This window comes from Streptomyces sp. IMTB 2501 (genome assembly GCF_001953885.1).
Taxonomy (GTDB): domain Bacteria; phylum Actinomycetota; class Actinomycetes; order Streptomycetales; family Streptomycetaceae; genus Streptomyces.
Genome location: NZ_MQUS01000034.1, coordinates 19109 through 41548, shown reverse-complemented (window position 1 = coordinate 41548; position 22440 = coordinate 19109). Strand labels below are relative to the sequence as shown.

The following is a 22440-nucleotide window of genomic DNA, read 5'->3' as shown; positions in this document are numbered from 1 at the left end:
GGTGCGTGCGCGGGTGCGGGATGCTGGTGGGTTCTCGCCCACGCGGCGGAGCCACAACGCGAACACAGCCCCGTGCCCCTGAGGCCGGCTGCCCCCGCGCCGGCTTCCCGTGACCGGCCCGGACCCCCCTTGCCCACGGATTAGGATGGACGCCATGGCCAAGACCAGTACGACGACGCAGGGGCTGCGCGCGGCGATCGAGCGCAGCGGCTACTACCCGGCCCTCGTGGCCGAGGCGGTGGAGGCCGCTGTGGGCGGCGAGCCCATCCGGTCGTACCTGGTCCACCAGGAGACGACGTTCGACCAGAACGAGGTCCGCCGGCATGTGACGGTGCTGGTCCTCACCGGCAACCGCTTCATCGTCAGCCACACCGACGAGCAGGCCGCCGACACCACCTCCCCGACGCCGTACGCCACCACCTCCACCGAGTCCGTGAAGCTCGGCCGGATCTCCTCGGTCGTGGTCAGCCGAGTGGTCGCGAACCCCGAGCAGTACAAGCCGGGCACGCTGCCCCGCGAGGTCGTGCTGACCATCGGCTGGGGCGCGGTCAGCCGCATCGACCTGGAGCCCGCCGCCTGCGGCGACCCCAACTGCGACGCCGACCACGGCTACACGGGCAACTCCACGGCGGACGACCTCAGCCTGCGCGTAAGCGAGGCGGGGGACGGCCCGGAGACGGTGCGCCAGGCGCTCGACTTCGCACAGGCCATCTCGGAGGCGACCGCGGACCTCACCCGCTGATGTCCCAGCTCTCCGCCTGGGACCACCCGGAACCGCTCGCCCTGGACACCGCGCCGCTGCCCGAGTACGGCACCGGCTCCCTCGCCGATCTGCTGCCCACCCTGGCCGCCGGCCTGGGTGTGGCCGGTGTGACCGCCACCATCGCGGAACTGACCGCGGCCGACCGGGTCTGTGTCTTCCTCGTCGACGGGCTCGGCTGGGAGCAGCTGCGGGCCCACGCCGACGAAGCTCCCTTCCTGGCCTCGCTGCTCGGCAGCTCGCGCGGCGGCACCGGCCGCCCCCTCACCGCCGGCTACCCGGCGACCACCGCGACCTCCCTCGCCTCCGTCGGCACCGGCCTGCCGCCCGGCGCCCACGGCCTGCCCGGCTACACCGTGCGCGATCCGGCCACCGGCGCGCTGATGAACCAGCTCCGCTGGCAGCCGTACACCGATCCGCGCGCCTGGCAGCCGCATCCCACGGTCTTCCAGCTGGCCCACGAGGCCGGAGTGCACACCGCACAGGTGACCTCGCCCGCCTTCGAACACACCCCGCTCACCCAGGTCGCGCTCAGCGGCGGCGGCTTCCACGGCCGGCTGAGCGGCGAGGAGCGCATGGACTTCGCGGCCGGGCAACTGGCTGCCGGGGACCGCTCGCTGGTCTACACGTACTACTCCGAGCTGGACGGCGCCGGACACCGCTACGGCGTCGCCTCCGACACCTGGCGCGGCCAGCTCATGTACGTCGACCGGCTCGCCCAGCGCCTCGCCGAGCAACTGCCGCCGCGCAGCGCGCTCTACGTCACCGCCGACCACGGCATGGTCGACGTCCCGTTCGACGACGAGCACCGCATCGACTTCGACACGGACTGGGAGCTGCGCGCCGGGGTCGCCCTGCTGGGCGGTGAGGGCCGGGCCCGGCACGTGTACGCGGTGCCGGGCGCCGAGAACGACGTACTGACCTGCTGGCGCGAGGTGCTCGGCGAGCAGTTCTGGGTGGCCTCGCGGGACGAGGCGATCGCGGCGGGCTGGTTCGGGCCGCACATCGACGAGCGGGTGTACGCCCGGCTCGGGGACGTGATCGCGGCCGCGCACGACGACGTCCTGATCATCGCCACGGAGCGGGAGCCGAAGGAGTCGGCGCTGGTCGGCAACCACGGTTCGATGACGCCCGCCGAGCAGCTGGTCCCGCTGCTCGAAGTACGCTCCTGAAGCCCCGTCCCATGACCACTCTCACCGAAAGGTGTTCGAACTCCTCATGCCCGAGCTGGTGTTCTTCTCCGGAACGATGGACTGCGGGAAGTCGACGCTGGCTCTGCAGATCGAGCACAACCGCTCCGCGCGCGGCCTCGTCGGCATGATCTTCACCCGGAACGACCGCGCGGGCGAGGGCAAGCTGTCCTCCCGGCTCGGCCTGGTCACCGACGCGGTGGAGGTGGCGGACGACCAGGACCTGTACGCCTATCTGGTGGACCACCTCTCCCAGGGCCGCCGGGCCGACTACGTGATCGCGGACGAGGCGCAGTTCCTCGCGCCCGGACAGATCGACCAGCTCGCGCGAGTGGTGGACGATCTCGGCCTGGACGTGTACGCCTTCGGGATCACCACCGACTTCCGCTCCAAGCTCTTCCCCGGCTCGCAGCGGCTGGTGGAGCTGGCCGACCGCATCGAGGTGCTCCAGGTGGAGGCGCTGTGCTGGTGCGGCGCCCGCGCCACGCACAACGCCCGCACGGTGGGCGGCCAGATGGTGGTCGAGGGCGCCCAGGTGGTCGTCGGCGATGTGGACCACGCGGCGGGCGAGGTCGGCTACGAGGTGCTGTGCCGCCGCCATCACCGGCGCCGGATGACCGCCGCGTCGGCCCGCGCGGCGGCCCTCTCCCCGGACGTCCTGCCGGTCTCCTCCGGCTGAACCCGCCCCGAGGCCCCGCGGGTTCAGCGCGGGTTCTGGACCACCGAGAACTCCGCGCCCTCCGGGTCCGCCACAGTCGCCACCCGGCCGTGCGGGCTGTCGCTCGGCTGCCGTACGACCTGGCCGCCGAGGTCCGCGACCCGCCGCACCGTCGCATCGGTGTCGGCGACCTCGAAGTACGTCTGCCAGTACGGTCCGCGGTCGCGGGGCAGGCCGTGGCCCACGCCGTGCAGTCCGGCCACCGGACGGCCGGCGAGGTACAGGGTCACGTAGTCGAAGTCGGCGGACACCACCGGCTCCCGTTCGTAGCCGAACACCGTCGCGTAGAACTTGGAGACGCTCTCGGTCTCGAAGGTCACCAGCTCGTTCCACGCCGGCGTCCCGGGCACACCGTGGATCGCGGTGCCGAGGTGCGCGGCGCCCTGCCAGATGCCGAACACCGCCCCGGAGGGGTCAGCGGCGATGGCGATCCGCCCGGCCTCGGCGGCGTCCAGCGGGCCCACCGCCACCGTGCCGCCACACAGCCGTACCGCCTCGGCCGTCTGGTCCACGTCGTCCGAGGCGAGGTAGGGCGTCCAGGCGATCGGCAGCCGGCGGTCCGGCGGCAGCTGGCCCATGCCCGCCACCTCGTGCCCGTCGAGCAGCGCCCGCACATACGGGCCGAGCTGCTGCGGGCCCGGCCGGAACTCCCAGCCGAACAGCTCACCGTAGAACTCCTCGGTGGCGGCCAGCCCGTGTGCCATCAGGCTCACCCAGCAGGGCGTGCCGGGCGCGCGCCGCGCGTGCGGACCGGCCGGCTCCCGTGCCTCCGTCATCGATCACTCTCTCCCCGGCCCCTCGCGGTGGCCGTGTCGCTTCCGCTCCCCGGAAGGGGTGTCCACGCCGGCGGCGGGCGCGCCCGAGCCGGTCCCCGCATCCTCCACGGCGCTGCGTGCGATTGGGCGCCGCCGCCCGGACTTACCCCCGGGAGGATGCCCGATCTGCCGCCTGTCGCCGCTTCCTGACGATGGCCGACGGATGTCCGCCGGCTGTACAGCACGTGCTCGATCCCGTACGCCGCGTGATCGAGCCTGTCCGGCCGAGCAGAGTAGCCGGACCTGGACGCCGCGGCCACCCCTGGCGTATGGATGGACGCCATGAAAGCCATCATCACCGCAACCGAACTCGCACACGACTTGACTGGGGAGCGCCCGCCCGTGCTGCTGGACGTGCGCTGGCAGCTGAGCATGGCCAAGGCGGCGGGCGCGCCGGCCTTCGACGGGCGGGCCGAGTACGCGGCCGGGCACATCCCCGGCGCGGTCTTCGTCGACCTGGACGGGGAACTGGCAGGCGCGCCCGGGGAACACGGCCGGCATCCGCTGCCGGACCTCGCACAGTTCGGTGCCGCGATGCGCCGAGCGGGTGTGTCGGCCGGGCGTCCGGTCGTCGTGTACGACGGCGGCCAGGGCTGGGCGGCCGCACGTGCCTGGTGGCTGCTGCGCTGGACGGGTCACCCGGACGTGCGGGTCCTCGACGGCGGCTTGCCGACCTGGCAGGGCGAACTGTCCACGCGGGTACCGGAACCGGCCGAGGGCGACTTCCGGCCGGAGCCGGCAGCCGCCGGGCTGCTCGACGCGGACGCGGCCGCCGCCCTGGCCCGCGCGGGCGTGCTGCTGGACGCCCGCGCGGGGGAGCGTTACCGAGGCGAGGTGGAGCCGATCGACCGGGTCGGCGGACACATCCCGGGCGCGGTGTCGGCACCGACGACGGAGAACGTGGGCCCCGACGGCCGCTTCCTGCCCGCGGCGGAGCTGAGCGACCGGTTCAAGGCCCTGGGCGTGTCCGCGGACACCGAGGTGGGCGTGTACTGCGGTTCGGGCGTCTCCGGTGCCCATGAGGTCCTCGCGCTCGCGGTGGCCGGTATTCCGGCGGAGCTGTACGTCGGTTCCTGGTCCGAGTGGTCCTCGGACCCGTCCCGGCCGGTGGCCGTCGGGGCGGATCCGCAGTAGCGGCAGCCGGAGGCCGGGCACGCACGCGTGCAGCCGAAATTGGGGGCACGCGTACGTGCCCCCAATTCTCCGTTTCCGTACGGCCCGTTACTCCTGCTTCTTGCGGCGCGTGCCGAACACGATCTCGTCCCAGCTCGGCACGGCGGCGCGGCGGCCGGGGCGGACGCCGTCGGCCTCGGCCTGGCGGTCGGTCGCGCCGATGAGCCGGTCGCGGTGGCTGCCCACGGAGCGGGGCATGAGGACGTCCGCGTAGGCCGAACCGGCCGAGGCGGCTGGAGCCGGCGGTTCCTCGGCGGCCGGTTCCTCGGCGGGCTCCTCCGGGGTCTCCGACGGGCGCTCCGGCACCACCAGGTCGCCACGGAAGCTCGGTACCGCCTCCAGCAGGCTGGTCAGCGAGTCGCGTTCGCCCGTGCTCTCCTCGGCGGGCTCGGACGGCTGCGCCGGCAGGCTTGGCCGCTCCCGCTCGCTCCGGTCGAGCGCGCGGTCCATCGAACGCTCGCGCGGGAGGCGGGCGATGCGCGGGACGAACGGGAAGCTCGGCTCGGGTACGGCGAGGTCGTCGGACTCGCCGATGAGCGAGCGCGCCTCGTCGTCCACGGCCTGTACGAGCCGCCGGGGCGGGTCGTACGTCCAGCTCGCCGAGTGCGGTTCGCCCGCGACCCGGTAGACGAGGAGGACCTCCCAGGTGCCGTCGTCGCGGCGCCAGGAGTCCCACTGCACGCTGTCCTTCTCGACGCCGCGCAGCATCAGCCGCTCCTGGACGGCCTCGCCGAGCAGCGGGCCGGAGTTCTCGCCGGGGCGGCGGACCGGGGTCTTGCGGGCGCGCTCGGCCATGAAGGCACGCTCGGCCAGCACCGGGCCCTCGAAGCGCCGTACCCGGTCGACAGGGATGCCGGCGAGCTGGGCGACCTCTTCCGCGGTGGCACCGGCGCGTATACGCGCCTGGATGTCACGCGGGCGCAGATGGCTCTCGACCTCGATCTCGATCTGGCCGAGGCGCGGCCGGTCGCCGCGTACGGCTGCGCGCAGCCGTTCGTCGATCGGAAGCGTGTACTCCGTTGAGTCGGCAGCCTTCAGCACCAGCCGTGTGCCGTCATTCGAGACGGCCACGACACGCAGTTCGGGCATGGGGACCTCCCGGGTGGTGCCTGCCGACGTCACGTGCGTCGCTGCTTCCGCTAGTCGAGTGTGGCCTGCCCGGGTGCAGCCTGCCACAACCTTGCCGAGTTGCCCGGCGTGTCGGGCACGGGCCCTGGGCCGCCGTTATGGCACGGTTACCTGTTCGCAACGCAAAGTGACCAATTCCGTCACCCTGTGCAACCAGCCCCCCTCCCGGCGGTCCTGCAAGGCCGCGGACACCCTGGTGGGAGACCGGACCCAGGGCTCGCAACAGTACTCCATTTGGACCATGTGCGTGGATGGGCGCGCCGCCCAACTTCTCGCAAGGGTGGCGACTTGGCCCCTGGCAACCGGTTTTGCGGATCATGAACGTGGCGAAGTTCACGTAATCCCCAGAAACGGAACTAATGGTTTCGACCGTACGTCCCTATCTCGTGCAGTCGGTGGCCAATGTCGATCAAGTACGGGATGGGAAGGTTAGTTCCGGGTATGCGTGAAACGCCGGATGCGGGTCGCAAACGGCTCGACCTGAGCGTCCCGCAGGTCGCGGGCAGTGCCCTCGCGGCGGTCGTGGCGGCCAAACTGGCGTCGTACTTCGGGGTGTACGGCACGATCCTCGGCGCGGGAGTCGTCAGTGTCGTCGCCACCTGCGGGGGCACGCTGTTCCAGCACTTCTTCAAGCGGACCGGGGAGCAGCTGAGGGAGGCGACGGTCGTCGGCCGCCCCGGCGAACAGGTGCCGGACGGCCGCGGCCGGTCCCGTGGCCGGGCACAAGTGCCGTCGGCGCCGGGCGAGTTCACCGAGGGCACCGTCTACCGCGCGCGCGTGAAGAGCCGGCGCCGGCCGGCGGTCGCAGCCGCCCTCGTGTTCGGGGTGACGATGGCCGGGATCACGACGTACGAGCTGGTGTCCGGCAGCAGCCTCAGCGGCGGCACGGGTACGACGGTCAGTGACGCCGTCTCCGGCCGGGGCTCGTCCACCTCCACATCCGAATCCCCTTCCGAGGCCGACGAGTCACCGCCCCCTTCGGACGCACCGTCCCGCCGGCACGCGCCCGACCCCGGCGGTGGTACGACCCGCAGCGCGACCCCGACGCCCGGGAACTCGCCGAGCGTTCAGCCGAGCGACGGCCCGAGCCCGTCGTCCCCGACCCCCGCCCCCAGCGGGTCCGCCGCGACGCCTACGCCCCCAGAACCCTCCGCAAGTAGTCGTTCTGGAACAGCCGTTCCGGATCAAGGCGGTCCCTCAGCGCAGTGAACTCGTCGAAGCGCGGGTACACACGCGCGAAGTACTCGGCGTCCCGGGTGTGCACCTTGCCCCAGTGCGGCCGGCCCTCGTGCGCCGTGAAGATCCGCTCGGCGGCGGTGAAGTAGGCCTGGTGCGGCGTGCCCCGGAACATGTGGACGGCGATGTAGGCGCTGTCCCGCCCGGAGGCGGTGGACAGCGTGATGTCGTCGGCCGGGGCGGTGCGCACCTCGACCGGGAAGCTGACGCGCATCCCCGAGCGCTCGACCATGGTCTTCAGCTCGCGCAGCGTCTCCACCAGGGCCGCGCGCGGGACGGCGTACTCCATCTCCACGAAGCGCACCCGGCGCGGCGAGGTGAACACCTTGTACGGGATGTCCGTGTACGTCCGCGCGGACAGGGCCTTGCTGGAGACCCGGGCGATGGCGGGAATGGCGGCGGGGGCCGCGCGCCCGACCCACTGAGCCACCTGGAAGACGCCGTTGGAGAGGAACTCGTCCTCGAACCAGCCGGCCAGCTGCCCCACGGGCTGCTCGGGACCGGCGCTGCGGTTGTTCCGCTTGGTGTTGGTGTTGCCGGTGTGCGGGAACCAGTAGAACTCGAAGTGCTCGTTCTCCGCCCACAGTTGATCGAACTCGGCGAGGACCCGTTCGAAGGGCATCGGCTCCTCGCGTGCGCTGAGCAGGAACAGCGGCTCCACGGCGAAGGTGATCGCGGTGACGATGCCGAGGGCGCCGAGGCCTATTCGGGCGGCCGCGAAGACCGCGCGTTCCTCGGCGGTCCCCTTCTCGGAGCAGGTCAGCACCGAACCGTCCGCCGTGACGAGTTCGAGCCCCTTGATCTGCGCGGCGATGGAGGCGGACTCCCGGCCCGTGCCGTGCGTGCCGGTGCTGGTGGCTCCGGAGACCGTCTGCTCCATGATGTCGCCCATGTTGGTGAGCGACAGACCCTCGCGCGCCAGAGCCGCATTGAGTCTCTTGAGCGGGGTGCCGGCCTCGACCGTGACGGTCATGGCTTGCCGGTCAATGTTGCGGATACCGGTCAACAGTTGAGGGCGGATCAACACACCGTCGGTGGCCGCGATCGACGTGAAGGAGTGGCCGGTCCCGACCGCCTTCACCTTCAGGCCGTCCTCGGCGGCCCGGCGCACCGCCGCGGCCAGCTCCTCCACCGACGCCGGTGCTACCTGCCGGGCGGGACGGGAGGTGACGTTCCCGCCCCAGTTACGCCAGGTGTCGTTCTTCCCGTTCGCCGTGCTGCTCAACGGTGCCTCCCCGACCCGCGGCCGGCCTGCGCAGCCGGCGGTACCCGAGGAAACCCACCGCGACCGCGGCGGCCCCGGACACGGCCGGAACCCCGTACCCGGCCCGCGCCCCGGCTGCGTCGATCACCGAGCCGGCCACGGACGAGCCGAGCGCGACCCCGACCGCGAGGCCGGTGCTCACCCAGGTCATGCCTTCGGTGAGCTTCGCGCGAGGTACGTGCTCTTCGATGAGGGACATCGTCGTGATCATCGTCGGTGCGATGGACAGCCCCGCAACGAACAGCGCCACGGCCAGAAGCGGCAAGTTTCCGACCAGTAGGAGGGGGATCATACTCACGGCCATGGCTGCCACGCCCAGCAGCCAGCGGCGTTCCGGTGCCCCGGCGAACCTCAGCAGCCCGAAGACCACTCCGGCCACACACGAACCGGACGCGTACAGCGCGAGGACCACGCTGGCCGCGCCCTTGTGGCCGCGCTCGTCGGCGAAGGCGACCGTGACCACGTCCACCGACCCGAAGATCGCGCCGGTCGCCATGAAGGTGGCCACCAGGACCTGCAGCCCCGCCGAGCGCAGTGCCGTACCGCCGCCGTGGTGCTCGCGCGGGTGCGGCTCCGGCTCGGTGGCACGCTGGGCGGTGAGCCAGAAGACGCCGGTGGCCAGGAAGCAGGCGGCGAGCAGCGGCCCGGCCTCCGGGAACCAGACCGTGGACAGTCCGATGGAGATGATCGGGCCGAAGATGAAGCAGATCTCGTCGACGACCGACTCGAACGAATAGGCGGTGTGCAGCTTCTCGGTGCCCCGGTACAGCGCCGCCCAGCGGGCCCGGATCATCGCGCCCAGGCTCGGCACGGAGCCGATCCCGGCCGCGCACACGAACAGCGCCCAGTCCGGCCACCGGAAGTGCGCGGCGAGCAGCAGCCCGGCCGCCGCCGTGAGCGCCACCAGGGTCGCGGGGCGCAGCACCCGGCGCTGTCCGTGCTGGTCGACCAGCCGGGATATCTGGGGCCCGATCGCCGCGGCGGCCAGCGCGATGGTGGCCGACAGCGCGCCCGCGAGCCCGTAGCGCCCGGTCAGCTGCGAGATCATGGTGACCACGCCGATGCCCATCATCGACAGCGGCATCCGGCCGAGGAATCCCGCGGCGGAGAAGCCCTTGGTGCCGGGCATGGCGAACAGGGCTCTGTAGGGGCTGGGCACGTGGTCTCCGGGGCGACTCGGTAAGGCGCGAATGCAGCTGATACAGCTTACGAGTTAGGTGACCCTAATGACACCCCGGGTGACCGTGGAATGACGGAGGGAAAACCGGGCTAAACCCACTGGAATCCGACTCGTCACCCAGCTGTTCCCCGGCTGTCAGAGGCGGGTGGCAGGATCGAGACATGCCAGACGCGCTCGATGCCACCCCGTACGACGCCCTGCTCCTGCTCTCCTTCGGCGGCCCTGAAGGCCCGGACGACGTGGTCCCCTTCCTGGAGAACGTCACACGGGGGCGCGGCATCCCGAAGGAACGCCTGAAGGAAGTAGGGCAGCACTACTTCCTGTTCGGTGGGGTCAGCCCCATCAACGACCAGAACCGCGCCCTGCTGGACGCCCTGCGCAAGGACTTCGCCGAGCACGGCCTCGACCTGCCGGTGTACTGGGGCAACCGCAACTGGGCGCCGTATCTGACGGACACCCTGCGCGAGATGGCCGCCGACGGCCGCCGCCGCATCCTCGTGCTCGCCACCAGCGCCTACGCCTCCTACTCGGGCTGCCGTCAGTACCGCGAGAACCTCGCCGACGCGCTGGCCACGCTGGAGGCCGAGGGGACCGAGCCGCCGAGGGTCGACAAGCTGCGGCACTACTTCAACCACCCCGGCTTCGTCGAGCCCATGATCGACGGCGTGCTGCGCTCCCTCGCCGACCTCCCCGAGGACGTCCGCGCGGGCGCCCACATCGCCTTCACCACGCACTCCATCCCGACCTCCGCCGCCGACACCTCCGGCCCCGTCGAGGTCCACGGGGAGGGCGGAGCCTATGTCGAGCAGCATCTGGACGTGGCCCAGCTGATCGCCGACGCCGTCCGCGAGCGCACCGGGATCGACCACCCCTGGAGGCTGGTCTACCAGTCCCGTTCCGGCGCCCCGCACATCCCGTGGCTGGAGCCGGACATCTGCGACCACCTGGAGGCGGCGCACACCCAGGGCGTCCCCGCCGTCGTCATGGCGCCCATCGGCTTCGTCTCCGACCACATGGAGGTTCTGTACGACCTCGACACCGAGGCCAAGGCCAAGGCCGAGGAACTGGGCCTGCCCGTGCGCCGCTCGGCCACGGTCGGCGCCGACCCGCGGTTCGCCGCCGCCGTCCGCGAGCTGATCACCGAGCGCGCCACGGTGGAGCGCGGCCAGGAGGTCACCCCCTGTGCCCTGGGCGCCCTCGGGCCGTCCCACAACCTCTGCCCGGTCGGCTGCTGCCCGGCCCGCGCCCCCCACCCGGCCGCCGCCGGCGCCGACAGCCCCTACGCGTGAGGAGACCCGTGACCGACCTGCACCGGGAACTGCTGGAACTGGCCCACGAGGCCGCCCGCCGCGCCGGAGAGCTGCTGCGGGACGGCCGCCCGGCCGACCTGGCCGTGGCGAGGACCAAGTCCAGCCCGATCGACGTCGTCACCGAGATGGACATCGCGGCCGAGAAGCTGATCACCGACCTGATCTCCGGCCGGCGGCCCGACGACGGCTTCCTCGGCGAGGAGGGCGCCTCCAGCGCGGGCAGCAGCGGCATCCGCTGGGTGATCGACCCGCTCGACGGCACGGTGAACTACCTCTACGGCCTGCCGACCTGGGCGGTGTCCATCGCCGCCGAGCAGGACGGTGAGACGGTCGCCGCTGTCGTCGCGGCTCCGATGCGCGGCGAGACGTACCACGCCGTACGCGGGGGCGGCGCGTGGGTGACGGGCGCGTGGAAGGGCGGGCGGGCACTCGCCTGCCGGCCCGCGCCCCCGCTGGACCAGGCGCTGGTCTCCACCGGCTTCAACTACGTGTCCGAGGTCCGCACCCATCAGGCCGAGGTGGCCGCCCGGCTGATCCCGCTGCTGCGGGACATCCGGCGCAGCGGGTCGGCGGCGGTCGACCTGTGCGACGTGGCCTGTGGCCGGCTCGACGGCTACTTCGAGCGGGGTCTCAACGCGTGGGACTTCGCCGCCGGGGACCTGATCGCCCGGGAGGCGGGTGCGCTGGTCGGCGGGCGGCCCGGGCAGGGGCCGTCGCGGGATCTGACCGTGGCCGGGTCGCCGGGGGTGTTCGAGCCGCTGCAGGGGCTGCTGGAGGACTTCGGAGCGTGGCACGACTGACCGTGGCCGGCTCCGGCCGATGAACGCGAGGGGACCCCGGCGCTGGATTCGCCGGGGTCCCCTCTTTTGCGCTCTCGGGCCGATCAGACGCGTGACGCGCCGACCTCCACACCGTGTTCGGCGGCGAGGCGTCGCAGGTCGTCGAGCTCTGCCTGCTCCACTTCGACAAGGAAGTCGTCACCCTCGTCACGAGCCCGCGACAGGTCGGACTCGGTCGCCCTTATGCGCTGCAGAAGTCCTGCGGTGAAAGCGTCCATGCTGCGCCCCCTCGTCCTGGGTCGTGGGTCGGTGGCACGGGGGTGTGCCGGTTGGGAAAGGGGCGATCACGTCTCTCACAGGTGCCCAGCGCTGCCCTGCCGGGCGGCGACGGTGCCGGACACCCGCGCCCACTCTGGCGAAGCGGATCGCTGTGTACCGCATGGTGCTACGGCACATGCAGAGCGTGATCGCGGGGTGTAAAGCGGTCCTCCCCCCGCTCCCTTCCCCGGAAACCTCAACCGGAAGAGAAAATCTCGTATTCCTGCCCCGGAGCGCGGATCTCTGCGGCCCACAACCCGCCTTACAGCCGACTTACGGCCGAAAAGGGCAGGATGGAGGTCACACCCTACGAAGACCCCTGCCCGCACGCGTCCACGGCGCGCTACGCGGGTGGACATGAGGAAGGACAAGCGACGTGCGCGTACTCGTCGTCGAGGACGAGCAGCTGCTCGCCGATGCGGTGGCCACCGGACTGCGCCGGGAGGCCATGGCCGTCGACGTCGTGTACGACGGTGCGGCCGCCCTGGAGCGCATCGGCGTCAACGACTACGACGTGGTCGTCCTCGACCGCGACCTCCCGCTCGTGCACGGCGATGACGTCTGCCGCAAGATCGTCGAGCTGGGCATGCCCACGCGCGTGCTCATGCTCACGGCCTCCGGCGACGTCAGTGACCGTGTCGAGGGCCTGGAGATCGGCGCCGACGACTATCTGCCCAAGCCCTTCGCGTTCAGCGAGCTGATCGCGCGTGTGCGCGCCCTCGGCCGCCGTACGAGCGTGCCCCTGCCGCCCGTCCTGGAGCGCGCCGGGATCAAGCTCGACCCCAACCGTCGCGAGGTCTTCCGCGAGGGCAAGGAGATCCAGCTCGCGCCCAAGGAGTTCGCTGTGCTGGAGGTGCTCATGCGCAGTGAGGGCGCGGTGGTCTCGGCGGAGCAGCTGCTGGAGAAGGCATGGGACGAGAACACGGACCCGTTCACCAACGTCGTGCGCGTCACCGTGATGACCCTGCGCCGCAAGCTCGGTGAGCCGCCGGTGATCGTGACCGTCCCCGGCTCCGGCTACCGGATCTGATCCGCCATGGCCGCGACCCCCGCGCCGCCGCAGGCGCCACCGAGGCCCACCTGGGACCCCAGGAGGCCGCAGGCCCCGTTCCCGTGGCTGCGCCCCACCATCCGCATACGGCTCACGCTGCTGTACGGCGGCATGTTCCTGATCGCCGGCATCCTGCTGCTGTCGATCATCTACCTGCTCGCCGCGCAGGCCATCAGCACGGGCAACCAGCCCCTGTTCAAGATCGTCAGCGGTACGTCGATACGGGTCTCCAGCGACAACTGCCCCGCGATCAACACCACCAGCCTGCCGCTGTCGGACTTCAACGACGCGATCGCGCACTGCGTGGACCAGCAGCGCCAGACGGCCCTGGACGACCTGCTCAGCCGTTCGCTGCTGGCCCTGCTGGGCCTCGCCGTGATCGCCTTCGCGTTCGGCTACGCGATGGCCGGCCGGGTGCTGTCCCCGCTCGGCCGGATCACCCGCACCGCCCGCCAGGTGGCCGGCTCCGACCTGTCCCGGCGGATCGAGCTGGACGGCCCGGACGACGAGCTGAAGGAGCTGGCGGACACCTTCGACGACATGCTGGAGCGGCTGCAGCGGGCCTTCACCGCCCAGCAGCGCTTCGTCGGCAACGCCTCCCACGAGCTGCGCACCCCGCTCGCGATCAACAGAACGCTCCTCGAAGTACACCTGTCGGACCCGAATGCCCCGGTGGAGCTGCAGCAGCTCGGCAAGACGCTGCTGGCCACCAACGAACGCAGCGAGCAACTGGTAGAGGGCCTGCTGCTGCTCGCCCGCAGCGACAACCAGATCGTCGAGCGCAAGCCGGTCGACCTGGCCGAGGTGGCCACCCAGGCCATCGACCAGGTGCACGGCGAGGCCGAGGCCAAGGGTGTGAAGGTCCGCGGCGAGCGCAAGCCCGCCGTGGTGCAGGGCAACGGCGTCCTGCTGGAGCGGATCGCCCTGAACCTGGTGCAGAACGCGGTGCGGTACAACGTGAGCGAGGACGGCTGGGTCGAGGTGACCACCGAGGTCCAGCACGGGCAGGCGGTGCTGACCGTCACGAACACCGGGCCGGTGGTGCCGGCGTACGAGATCGACAACCTCTTCGAGCCCTTCAGGCGGCTCCGTACGGAGCGCACGGGGAGCGACAAGGGTGTCGGCCTCGGGCTGTCCATCGCCCGGTCCGTGGCCCGCGCACACGGCGGCCATATCGTGGCGCAGCCCCGCGAGGGCGGCGGCCTGGTGATGCGGGTCACACTACCGTTGTGATTCGTGACGGGACCGCCGTGAACCGGGAATCGACACACGCGAGGGATGTTCGCTTCACGCGGAATTTTTCAGCCGCCGAATGAGCTTCCTGTTGTGTGATCGATCACATGGACGGATTTTCGGCCATGTACTCTCCGTGATCACGAAACATGGTAGAAAGCCGGGAAAGTCCTGGTTTTCAGGGGTCTTGATCACGGGAAGTACACGGTGAGGCGCCTTTGAGGTGCGACATTCGAACCGTGTACGGTCCTCACCGCCATCCAAGTCGATCACTCTTGAGGGGTCGGGTTGGGTGTCGATTGAGTAACAGACCTTGATGTGAGGCAAAATCTCCGCCTCAGGTCGGGCACAAGTCCGGCCTCTCACGCGTTACGTGCGCTGGAGACACCGCAGACACCCAGAGGGGGAGAGCGATATGGCAACCGATTACGACACTCCACGCAAGACCGACGACGACGTCGACTCGGACAGTCTCGAAGAGCTGAAGGCCCGGAGGAACGACAAGTCCACCTCGTCGGTGGACGTCGACGAGTTCGAGGCCGCCGAAGGCCTCGAACTGCCGGGCGCCGACCTCTCGAACGAGGAGCTGGCCGTCCGGGTGCTGCCGAAGCAGCAGGACGAGTTCACCTGCATGAGCTGCTTCCTGGTGCATCACCGCAGCCAGCTGGCCCGTGAGAAGAACGGTCAGCCGATCTGCCGCGACTGCGACTGAGGTCGGGTCGGCCATGACTGGCTCGACCCCTCCACGGAAGCGCCGCCTCTCTCTGGGAAAGGCGGACGAGGGGCCGCTCGGCGGCCCGCACAGCGCGCGTGACGACGGGCGGGGCTCACCGGGAGCGGTGGCCCCGTTCGAACCGGCAACCGACCGGACTGACCACCCGGAGCCGGTGAGGCAGCCCGCGCCCGTCGCTCGGCGACGGGCCGCGGTGATGCGTGACAAAGCCCGGGACATGGCCCGGGAAGGGGTGCGCAGGGGCGGCAGCCGGGCCCGCGCGGGCCTGTCGTACCTCGCGGACCGGATCATCGACATCGCCCCGCGTGTCCCCGTACGCGACCTCGCGACCCTGCGCAGGCAGTTCCCGGACCTCGGGCCCGAGGAACTCGCCGACAAGCTCGTGGCGGGCGCGGCGGCCGGCACGTCGACGATCGGAGCCGGGATCGGAGCGGCGGCGATGCTGCCGGTACCGCCGGCCATGCCGACCGAGCTGGCAGCGGAGATCACCGGGGTCGCCGCGATCGAGCTGAAGCTCGTCGCCGAACTCCACGAGGTCTACGGCGTACGACCGCCGGGAAACCTGAAGACCCGCAGCACCGCGTATCTGTCCTCCTGGTCGGGGGAGCGCGGAATCGACGTGATGAAGCCGTCGACGTACGACACGGCCCTGGGCGGCCACATGAAGCGCGAACTGCGCCAGCGGATCATGAAGCGCGTGGTCCGGGACCTGCCCAGCCTCATGCCGTTCATGGTGGGCGCGGCGGTCGGCGCGGTCATGAACCGCCGGGACACCAAGAAGCTCGCCGCCCATGTCCGGGCGGACCTGCGCAGGATCCAGGTTCCCTGGGAGGACCTGGCGGAGCTGCCGCCGCTGGAGAAGCCGGCGGAGCCTTTGCAACTGCGAGACTTTCCCGAAGAGGCCGAAGAGGCCTAGGCGTTCGCCGTGCGGGCCGCCTCGATCGCCGCCGCCAGCTTCTCCGGCTCCCGCGTCGACAGGTACAGGTACGGCGTCGGGTCCTCCGGGTCCGTGACCTCCACCCGCAGCGCCCCGGGGATGTAGGCCCGTAGCAGCAGGAACGCGCGTGTGTCGGCCTTGTACGTCCGCCAGGCGCGGGCCTCCTCCGCGTCCAGCACCTCCGCCTCGCCCAGCGCCGACACCGGGATCTTCGCCTCGCCCGCGATCAGCGAGTCACCCACGACACGGATGCGCGGCGAGCCGTACGCGCTCGCGACCACCGCCGCCGCGGCCGTACCGCCGACCAGGCCCCCGAGCAGCGGCAGGGTGCCGAAGGGAAGCAGGATCAGGGCGAACGAGACACCCACGAGAAGGCTGATCAGCCACCACGAGCGGGGGGCGGTGAGGCGTTCTTCGTACGGGGTGGCGGAGAGCTGCATGGAGCCAAGCTTGGCACGGGATCCGCATCGCGCCGACGCGCGGGTAAGGTCTGCGGCTGTGAGTGGTAGTTCCGCACGACTTCAGCCTCCCGCCGACGCGGTGAAACCGGTACGGCACCCCGACGCACCCGCGCCCGGAGAACTCCTCGGCGCCCACTACGAACACTGTTTCGGATGTGGCCCCGGGCAGTCGCACGGACTGCACCTGGAGGCCCGGGCCGGTGCGGGTGTCTCGCTGACCGCCGAGTTCACCGTCCAGCCCGCCCACCAGGGCGCCCCGGGCCTCGCGCACGGCGGAGTGCTGACCACGGCCCTCGACGAGACCCTGGGCTCGCTGAACTGGCTGCTGCGCACCATCGCCGTCACCGGCCGGCTGGAGACCGACTTCGTGCGGCCCGTCCCGGTGGGCACCACGCTCTACCTGGAGGCCGAGGTCACCGCCGTCGCCGGACGGAAGATCTACTCCACCGCCACCGGACGCGTCGGCGCCCCCGACGGGCCCGTCGCGGTCCGCGCCGACGCCCTCTTCATCGAGGTCAAGGTCGACCACTTCATCGACCACGGCCGCAAGGAGGAGATCCAGGCCGCCATGAGCGACCCGGACCAGATCCGGCGCACCCGCGCCTTCGAGGTGAACCCGTGAGCCCTCTCGACGTACTCATCCGCCGAGTCGACCCGGACGTACCGCTTCCGGCGTACGAGCACCCCGGGGACGCCGGAGCCGATCTGCGCACCACCGAGCCGTGCCAGCTGAAGCCCGGCGAGCGGGCCGTACTGCCGACGGGGGTGTCGATCGCCCTGCCCGAGGGGTACGCGGCCTTCGTGCATCCACGTTCCGGCCTCGCCGCACGCTGCGGTGTCGCCCTCGTGAATGCCCCGGGGACGGTTGATGCCGGGTACCGTGGGGAGATCAAGGTGATCGTGGTGAATCTCGACCCGCACGACAGCGTGCGCTTCGAGCGCTTCGACCGGATTGCCCAACTGGTCGTCCAGCAGGTCGAGAGGGTCCGCTTCCAGGAGGTGGCGGAACTTCCCGGCTCGGCGCGGGCCGCGGGGGGCTTCGGGTCCACCGGTGGCCATGCCGCGGTGGGCGGCGGGAGCGGCACAAGCGGTCAGGCCGCCATGGGCGGTCCGACGGGTGGGAATCGATACGCTTCGGTTGTATCCGACCGGGAAGGACAGTGACGTGTTCGGACGTCGCAACAAGAAGGGTGCCGCCGAGGACGCGGCCGGCGAGGCCGAGCAGGTCGTCGACAGCGTCGACACCGAGGCGGACGAGGAATTGGAAGAGGCCGAGCGCGAGCGTGTCCGGCTGGAGCCCGGGCCCCGGCCCGACGGGCCCTGGGACAGCGAAGAGGTGCGTGATGCGGCCGAGGGCCGCGTGGACCTCGGCGGGATGTTCGTCCCGGGCGTGGAGGGGATGGAGCTGCGGGTCGAGGTCGCCGGTGACGCGATCGTCGCCGCGACCGTCGTGCTGCGCGACAGCGCCATTCAGCTCCAGGCGTTCGCCGCGCCCAAGCGCGAAGGTATCTGGGGTGAGGTCCGCGAGGAGATCGGGAGCGGCATCACCCAGCAGGGTGGCATCGTCGACGAGGTCGAGGGCCCGCTCGGCTGGGAGCTGCGCGCCCAGGTGCCGGTGCAGCTGCCCGACGGCACCGGCGGCTTCCAGGTCGTGCGGTTCGTCGGTGTGGACGGCCCGCGCTGGTTCCTGCGCGGTGTGATCTCCGGCCAGGGTGCCGTGCAGCCGCAGGCCGCGGGTCTGCTGGAGCAGATCTTCCGGGACACGGTCGTGGTCCGCGGCGAGGGCCCGATGGCGCCCCGCGACCCCATCGTCCTCAAGCTCCCCAACGACGCGCAGATGGTCCCCGAGGGCATCCAGCAGGAGGAGGGCTCGCGCTTCTCCGGCGGTATGGGGCAGTTGCAGCGCGGACCGGAGATCACGGAAGTCCGCTGACGGCTTCAGCAACTGGAAACGGGCCGTGCCTTTGAGGGGTACGGCCCGTTCTTGCGGGGCGCGCCGTGGGTGGGGGCGCCTCATTGCCGAGTACAGGTCTGTTGCGGTTGCCCGCCCCCACGCGGCGGTAGCCCCATATCGGGCTGCTCCGTGGTGCTGGCGCCCGGTCCACGGGGGAGGCGCTGTGAGTCATGCGCGGCGGGGCGAACTCGCCGCGCTCAAGGGGCGGTCCGGGTCCGGTAAGACCACGCTGCCGGACATCGTCGGTGGGCTCGACACGCCCGACCCGGGGCGGGTGGAGGTGGACGGCGGCTGCCGGGGGGACATGGGCGAGAGCGAGCTGTTGGGGCTGCGGCGGGACCGGACCGGGTTCGTCTTCCAGTCCTTCGGGCTCATTCCGATCCTCACCGCGGCCGAGAACGTCGGCCTACCGCTGCGGCTGCGCCGTGCCGACCCGCGTGCGTGCGAGGAACGCGTCGAGCTACTGCTCGCCCTGGTCGGGCCGCCGGTCACGCGGGGCTAGGGCCCGGTGAGCTGTCCGGCGGCCAGCAGCTGGGGGTGTCCCGAGGCCCTGGAGGCACTGGGGGAGGGTCGCCATCGCCCGTGCCCTCGCCGACCAACCGGCCCTGATCGTCGCCGACGAACCGACCGTCGGCTCGACGCCGAGACCGGGCACGCCGTCAGAGCTGCCGCGGACCGCCGTCCGCCCTGGTCGCCACGCATGACGCGACCCTGCTGGATCCGGCCGACCGGGTGCTGGAACTCCGGGACGCCGAGATCGTCGAGCACCGAACCGGCGGGACCGGCACAGGGGCATCCACCGGTCCGTACGGCTCATCAGAGTTGCGTCAAAGTTGCCCGCTGCCCACCCCCCTGTCCCTATTGCCGCAATTGTTGGCCGTAAGGTCGACGCTGCGTACGCAGCAGTTACGGGAAGACAATGGGGCCATGGCACGCGGCAAGCTTCGGATCTACCTCGGTGCGGCACCGGGCGTCGGTAAGACCTACGCCATGCTCGCCGAGGCACATCGCCGCGAGGAGCGGGGCACCGACTGTGTCGTGGGCTTCGTCGAGCACTACGACCGGCCGCGCACCGAAGTGATGCTGCACGGCCTGGAGCAGGTGCCGCGCAAACAGCTGGAGTACCGGCAGGCCGTCTTCACCGAGATGGACGTGGACGCCGTACTGCGCAGGGCCCCTGCTGTCGCCCTGGTGGACGAACTCGCCCACACCAACGTCCCCGGCTCCCGCAACGCCAAGCGCTGGCAGGACGTCGAGGAACTGCTCGCGGCGGGCATCGATGTGATCTCCACCGTCAACATCCAGCACCTTGAGTCACTCGGCGATGTCGTGGAGTCGATCACCGGGGTACGGCAGCAGGAGACCGTCCCGGACGAGGTCGTACGGCGGGCCGACCAGATCGAGCTGGTCGACATGTCGCCCGAGGCGCTGCGCCGCCGGATGGCGCACGGCAACATCTACCAGCCGGACAAGGTCGACGCGGCCCTGTCCAACTACTTCCGCCCCGGCAACCTGACCGCCCTGCGCGAGCTGGCCCTGCTGTGGGTGGCCGACCGGGTCGACGAGTACCTGAACGCCTATCGCAGCGAACACCGGGTCTCCAAGATCTGGGGTTCGCGGGAGCGGATCGTGGTCGGCCTGACCGGCGGCCCCGAGGGCCGCACCCTGATCCGGCGTGCCGCCCGGCTCGCCGAGAAGGGCGCCGGCGGCGAGGTGCTCGCCGTGTACATAGCCCGCAGCGACGGTTTGACCTCGGCCTCCCCGAAGGAGCTGGCCGTCCAGCGGACCCTCGTGGAGGACCTCGGCGGCACCTTCCACCATGTCGTCGGCGACGACATACCGGCCGCCCTGCTGGACTTCGCACGGGGCGTGAACGCCACGCAGATCGTGCTGGGCTCCTCGCGCCGCAAGGCCTGGCAGTACATCCTCGGGCCCGGCGTCGGCGCCACGGTCGCCCGCGAGTCCGGCCCCGACCTCGACGTCCACATCGTCACCCACGAGGAGGCCGCCAAGGGGCGCGGACTGCCCGTGGCCCGGGGCGCCCGGCTCGGCCGGGCCCGGATCGTCTCGGGCTGGCTGGTCGGGCTGGGCGGCCCGGTCGCGCTGGCGGTGCTGCTGAACGCCGTCGACGTCGGCCTCGCCAACGACATGCTGCTGTTCCTGGCCGTCACGGTCGCGGCGGCCCTGGTCGGCGGCCTGCTGCCCGCTCTGGCCTCGGTGGCCTTCGGCTCGCTGCTGCTGAACTACTACTACACACCGCCGCTGCACAAATGGACGATCGCCGACCCGAAGAACATCGTGGCCATCGCGATCTTCCTGTGCGTCGCCGTGTCCGTGGCCTCCGTCGTGGACCTCGCGGCCCGGCGCACCCACCAGGCCGCCCGGCTGCGGGCCGAGTCCGAGATCCTCTCCTTCCTCGCCGGGAACGTGCTGCGCGGCGAGACCAGCCTGGAGGAGCTGCTGGAGCGGGTCCGGGAGACCTTCGCGATGGAGTCGGCCGCGCTCCTGGAGCGGGCGGGCGACGTCGAGCCGTGGACCTGCGCCGGGCGCGCCGGATTCGGGCGCTCGCTGGAGCGGCCCGAGGACGCCGACGTCGACATGCCCGTCGGCGATCACATGGCGCTCGCGCTCACCGGCCGGGTGCTGCCCGCCGAGGACCGCCGGGTGCTCGCCGCCTTCGCCGCGCAGGCCGCCGTCGCCCTGGACCGCCGGCGTCTGCAGGAGGAGGCCGACCAGGCCCGTGCGCTCGCCGAGGGCAACCGCATCCGCACCGCGCTGCTGGCCGCCGTCAGCCACGATCTGCGCACCCCGCTGGCCGGCATCAAGGCCGCCGTCTCCTCGCTGCGCTCCGGCGACGTGGCCTGGTCCGAGGAGGACCAGGCGGAGCTGCTGGAGGGCATCGAGGAGGGCGCCGACCGGCTCGACCACCTCGTCGGCAACCTGCTGGACATGTCCCGGCTGCAGACCGGCACGGTCACCCCGCTGATCCGCGAGATCGACGTGGACGAGGTGGTCCCGATGGCCCTGGGCGGCGTACCCGAGGACAGCGTCGAGCTGGACATCCCCGAGACGCTGCCGATGGTCGAGGTCGACCCCGGGCTGCTGGAGCGGTCCGTGGCCAACCTGGTGGAGAACGCCGTCAAGTACAGCCCGCGCGGGCGGCTCGTGCTGGTCTCCGCCAGCGCCATAGCCGACCGGGTCGAGGTGCGCGTGGTGGACCGCGGCCCGGGCGTGCCCGACGAGGGCAAGGACCGGATATTCGAGCCCTTCCAGCGGTACGGTGACGCTCCGCGCGGCGCGGGGGTCGGGCTCGGACTCGCGGTCGCCCGGGGCTTCGCCGAGGCCATGGGCGGCACTCTCAACGCCGAGGACACACCGGGTGGCGGACTCACCATGGTCCTCAGCCTGCGCGAGGCAGGCACACGTCCCCAGTCCCTCCCCGCGGACGAGGACACCGCAGAGCCTCCCGTCGGGACGGACATCGCAGAACCAGAAAGGCAGACCCTATGAACCGGGTCCTCGTGGTCGACGACGAGCCGCAGATCGTGCGCGCCCTCGTGATCAACCTCAAGGCGCGCAAGTACGAGGTCGACGCGGCCGCCGACGGCAGGACCGCCCTCGAACTCGCCGCCTCCCGCCACCCCGACGTGGTCGTGCTCGACCTGGGTCTGCCCGACATGGACGGCGTCGAGGTGATCAGGGGGCTGCGCGGCTGGACCCGCGTGCCCATCCTGGTGCTGTCCGCCCGGCACTCCTCCGACGAGAAGGTCGAGGCGCTCGACGCGGGAGCCGACGACTACGTCACCAAGCCCTTCGGCATGGACGAGCTGCTGGCCCGGCTGCGGGCCGCCGTGCGCCGGGCCGAGCCGGTCGGGCCCGGCGACGACGACCTGACGACCGTCGAGACCGAGGGCTTCACCGTCGACCTGGCCGCCAAGAAGGTCAACCGCGCCGGCAAGGACGTCCGGCTCACCCCGACCGAGTGGCATCTGCTGGAGGTGCTGGTCCGCAACACCGGCCGGCTGGTCAGCCAGAAGCAGCTGCTGCAGGAGGTGTGGGGGCCGTCGTACGGCACCGAGACCAACTACCTGCGCGTGTACATGGCCCAGCTGCGCCGCAAGCTGGAGACGGATCCGTCGCACCCGAAGCACTTCATCACCGAGCCGGGGATGGGGTATCGGTTCGAGAAGTGAGGGCCCG

The 22440-nt window shown here is 71.5% G+C and carries 22 protein-coding genes and 1 pseudogene; 17 read left to right on the top strand and 6 right to left on the bottom strand.

Annotated features, from left to right (window positions below):
- The first annotated feature begins 145 nt into the window (after positions 1–145).
- Genes AV521_RS38740 through AV521_RS38730 form a run of 3 tightly spaced genes read left to right on the top strand, consistent with a single transcriptional unit; the run spans position 146 to position 2629 of the window.
- Positions 146–742, top strand: coding sequence for a DUF5998 family protein (locus tag AV521_RS38740; protein ID WP_076095602.1), 597 nt, complete (start codon positions 146–148; stop codon positions 740–742).
- Complete coding sequence (locus AV521_RS38735; protein WP_076095600.1) at positions 742–1932, top strand: alkaline phosphatase family protein; 1191 nt, start codon at positions 742–744, stop codon at positions 1930–1932. The genes AV521_RS38740 and AV521_RS38735 overlap by 1 nt, the downstream gene beginning before the upstream one ends.
- A 46-nt stretch (positions 1933–1978) precedes the next feature.
- The gene (locus tag AV521_RS38730; RefSeq protein ID WP_076095681.1) at positions 1979–2629 is read left to right on the top strand and encodes a thymidine kinase; all 651 of its coding nucleotides are present in this window, start codon (positions 1979–1981) and stop codon (positions 2627–2629) included.
- 23 nt (positions 2630–2652) lie between these two features.
- On the opposite strand, the gene AV521_RS38725 is transcribed toward AV521_RS38730, so the two are convergent.
- The gene (locus AV521_RS38725) at positions 2653–3444 is read right to left on the bottom strand and encodes a VOC family protein (RefSeq protein ID WP_076095598.1); all 792 of its coding nucleotides are present in this window, start codon (positions 3442–3444) and stop codon (positions 2653–2655) included.
- A 321-nt stretch (positions 3445–3765) separates the two neighbouring features.
- On the opposite strand from AV521_RS38725, the gene AV521_RS38715 reads away from it, so the two are divergent.
- Positions 3766–4617 carry a sulfurtransferase gene (locus AV521_RS38715; RefSeq protein ID WP_076095679.1) on the top strand — a complete coding sequence of 284 codons (852 nt, stop codon included), beginning with the start codon at positions 3766–3768 and terminating at the stop codon, positions 4615–4617.
- A gap of 87 nt (positions 4618–4704) precedes the next feature.
- Here the strand turns inward: AV521_RS38715 and sepH are convergent, their stop codons facing one another.
- A complete protein-coding gene (sepH, locus tag AV521_RS38710; RefSeq protein ID WP_076095594.1) occupies positions 4705–5745 on the bottom strand; it encodes a septation protein SepH in 1041 nt (346 codons plus the stop codon).
- Positions 5746–6225: 480 nt separating this feature from the next.
- On the opposite strand from sepH, the gene AV521_RS38705 reads away from it, so the two are divergent.
- Positions 6226–6993, top strand: a complete 768-nt coding sequence (locus AV521_RS38705; RefSeq protein WP_076095592.1) for a hypothetical protein — start codon at positions 6226–6228, stop codon at positions 6991–6993.
- Here AV521_RS38705 and AV521_RS38700 read toward each other — a convergent pair.
- Positions 6917–8245, bottom strand: coding sequence for a D-arabinono-1,4-lactone oxidase (locus AV521_RS38700; protein ID WP_076095590.1), 1329 nt, complete (start codon positions 8243–8245; stop codon positions 6917–6919). The genes AV521_RS38705 and AV521_RS38700 overlap by 77 nt on opposite strands.
- Positions 8205–9443, bottom strand: a complete 1239-nt coding sequence (locus AV521_RS38695) for an MFS transporter (protein WP_076095587.1) — start codon at positions 9441–9443, stop codon at positions 8205–8207. The genes AV521_RS38700 and AV521_RS38695 overlap by 41 nt, the downstream gene beginning before the upstream one ends.
- A 182-nt stretch (positions 9444–9625) precedes the next feature.
- Between AV521_RS38695 and AV521_RS38690 the strand changes: the two genes are divergently transcribed.
- Together AV521_RS38690 and AV521_RS38685 are read left to right on the top strand one after the other, a co-directional pair.
- Entirely contained in the window at positions 9626–10753 is a 1128-nt protein-coding gene (locus tag AV521_RS38690) for a ferrochelatase (protein ID WP_076095585.1), read from the top strand.
- Between the two features lie 8 nt (positions 10754–10761).
- Positions 10762–11574 (top strand): inositol monophosphatase family protein, encoded by an 813-nt coding sequence (locus tag AV521_RS38685; protein ID WP_076095582.1) that lies wholly within the window; start codon positions 10762–10764, stop codon positions 11572–11574.
- Between the two features lie 83 nt (positions 11575–11657).
- On the opposite strand, the gene AV521_RS49730 is transcribed toward AV521_RS38685, so the two are convergent.
- Positions 11658–11831 (bottom strand): hypothetical protein, encoded by a 174-nt coding sequence (locus AV521_RS49730; RefSeq protein WP_023546087.1) that lies wholly within the window; start codon positions 11829–11831, stop codon positions 11658–11660.
- A 416-nt stretch (positions 11832–12247) separates the two neighbouring features.
- Here AV521_RS49730 and AV521_RS38680 point away from each other — a divergent pair, with 416 nt between their 5' ends.
- The 4 genes from AV521_RS38680 to AV521_RS38665 all read left to right on the top strand — a co-directional run bounded on the left by AV521_RS38680 (position 12248) and on the right by AV521_RS38665 (position 15804).
- A complete protein-coding gene (locus AV521_RS38680) occupies positions 12248–12901 on the top strand; it encodes a response regulator transcription factor (protein WP_023546086.1) in 654 nt (217 codons plus the stop codon).
- A gap of 6 nt (positions 12902–12907) precedes the next feature.
- Entirely contained in the window at positions 12908–14155 is a 1248-nt protein-coding gene (locus tag AV521_RS38675) for a HAMP domain-containing sensor histidine kinase (RefSeq protein ID WP_076095581.1), read from the top strand.
- Positions 14156–14570: 415 nt separating this feature from the next.
- A complete protein-coding gene (locus tag AV521_RS38670; protein WP_003997302.1) occupies positions 14571–14867 on the top strand; it encodes a DUF4193 domain-containing protein in 297 nt (98 codons plus the stop codon).
- A gap of 13 nt (positions 14868–14880) precedes the next feature.
- Positions 14881–15804, top strand: a complete 924-nt coding sequence (locus AV521_RS38665; protein ID WP_179023714.1) for a hypothetical protein — start codon at positions 14881–14883, stop codon at positions 15802–15804.
- Here the strand turns inward: AV521_RS38665 and AV521_RS38660 are convergent.
- Positions 15801–16265, bottom strand: a complete 465-nt coding sequence (locus tag AV521_RS38660; protein WP_076095577.1) for a DUF3093 domain-containing protein — start codon at positions 16263–16265, stop codon at positions 15801–15803. The genes AV521_RS38665 and AV521_RS38660 overlap by 4 nt on opposite strands.
- 58 nt (positions 16266–16323) lie before the next feature.
- On the opposite strand from AV521_RS38660, the gene AV521_RS38655 reads away from it, so the two are divergent.
- The 6 genes and pseudogenes from AV521_RS38655 to AV521_RS38630 all read left to right on the top strand — a co-directional run bounded on the left by AV521_RS38655 (position 16324) and on the right by AV521_RS38630 (position 22433).
- Positions 16324–16908 (top strand): PaaI family thioesterase, encoded by a 585-nt coding sequence (locus tag AV521_RS38655; RefSeq protein WP_076095575.1) that lies wholly within the window; start codon positions 16324–16326, stop codon positions 16906–16908.
- Positions 16905–17450: a dUTP diphosphatase gene (dut, locus tag AV521_RS38650; protein ID WP_076095572.1), complete on the top strand. Its 546-nt coding sequence runs from the start codon at positions 16905–16907 to the stop codon at positions 17448–17450. Before AV521_RS38655 ends, dut begins: the two co-directional genes overlap by 4 nt.
- 1 nt (position 17451) lies before the next feature.
- A complete protein-coding gene (locus AV521_RS38645) occupies positions 17452–18219 on the top strand; it encodes a DUF3710 domain-containing protein (protein WP_076095569.1) in 768 nt (255 codons plus the stop codon).
- A 199-nt stretch (positions 18220–18418) separates the two neighbouring features.
- Positions 18419–19008: pseudogene (locus tag AV521_RS38640) on the top strand (ABC transporter ATP-binding protein); the annotation flags it as partial.
- Between the two features lie 159 nt (positions 19009–19167).
- Positions 19168–21750 (top strand): sensor histidine kinase KdpD, encoded by a 2583-nt coding sequence (locus AV521_RS38635; protein WP_076095678.1) that lies wholly within the window; start codon positions 19168–19170, stop codon positions 21748–21750.
- Positions 21747–22433, top strand: a complete 687-nt coding sequence (locus AV521_RS38630; protein ID WP_076095567.1) for a response regulator — start codon at positions 21747–21749, stop codon at positions 22431–22433. The genes AV521_RS38635 and AV521_RS38630 overlap by 4 nt, the downstream gene beginning before the upstream one ends.
- Positions 22434–22440 lie beyond the last annotated feature (7 nt).

Excerpts from the sequence above, each read along its gene's own strand:
- AV521_RS38705 (WP_076095592.1), top strand. The coding sequence starts at position 6,226 with ATGCGTGAAACGCCGGATGCGGGTCGCAAACGGCTCGACCTGAGCGTC.
- AV521_RS38735 (WP_076095600.1), top strand. The coding sequence starts at position 742 with ATGTCCCAGCTCTCCGCCTGGGACCACCCGGAACCGCTCGCCCTGGAC.
- AV521_RS38665 (WP_179023714.1), top strand. The coding sequence starts at position 14,881 with ATGACTGGCTCGACCCCTCCACGGAAGCGCCGCCTCTCTCTGGGAAAG.
- AV521_RS38675 (WP_076095581.1), top strand. The coding sequence starts at position 12,908 with ATGGCCGCGACCCCCGCGCCGCCGCAGGCGCCACCGAGGCCCACCTGG.
- AV521_RS38690 (WP_076095585.1), top strand. The coding sequence starts at position 9,626 with ATGCCAGACGCGCTCGATGCCACCCCGTACGACGCCCTGCTCCTGCTC.
- AV521_RS38630 (WP_076095567.1), top strand. The coding sequence starts at position 21,747 with ATGAACCGGGTCCTCGTGGTCGACGACGAGCCGCAGATCGTGCGCGCC.
- AV521_RS38660 (WP_076095577.1), bottom strand. The coding sequence starts at position 16,265 with ATGCAGCTCTCCGCCACCCCGTACGAAGAACGCCTCACCGCCCCCCGC.
- AV521_RS38725 (WP_076095598.1), bottom strand. The coding sequence starts at position 3,444 with ATGACGGAGGCACGGGAGCCGGCCGGTCCGCACGCGCGGCGCGCGCCC.
- AV521_RS38670 (WP_003997302.1), top strand. The coding sequence starts at position 14,571 with ATGGCAACCGATTACGACACTCCACGCAAGACCGACGACGACGTCGAC.
- AV521_RS38635 (WP_076095678.1), top strand. The coding sequence starts at position 19,168 with ATGGCACGCGGCAAGCTTCGGATCTACCTCGGTGCGGCACCGGGCGTC.
- AV521_RS38715 (WP_076095679.1), top strand. The coding sequence starts at position 3,766 with ATGAAAGCCATCATCACCGCAACCGAACTCGCACACGACTTGACTGGG.
- AV521_RS38740 (WP_076095602.1), top strand. The coding sequence starts at position 146 with ATGGACGCCATGGCCAAGACCAGTACGACGACGCAGGGGCTGCGCGCG.
- AV521_RS49730 (WP_023546087.1), bottom strand. The coding sequence starts at position 11,831 with ATGGACGCTTTCACCGCAGGACTTCTGCAGCGCATAAGGGCGACCGAG.
- AV521_RS38730 (WP_076095681.1), top strand. The coding sequence starts at position 1,979 with ATGCCCGAGCTGGTGTTCTTCTCCGGAACGATGGACTGCGGGAAGTCG.
- sepH (WP_076095594.1), bottom strand. The coding sequence starts at position 5,745 with ATGCCCGAACTGCGTGTCGTGGCCGTCTCGAATGACGGCACACGGCTG.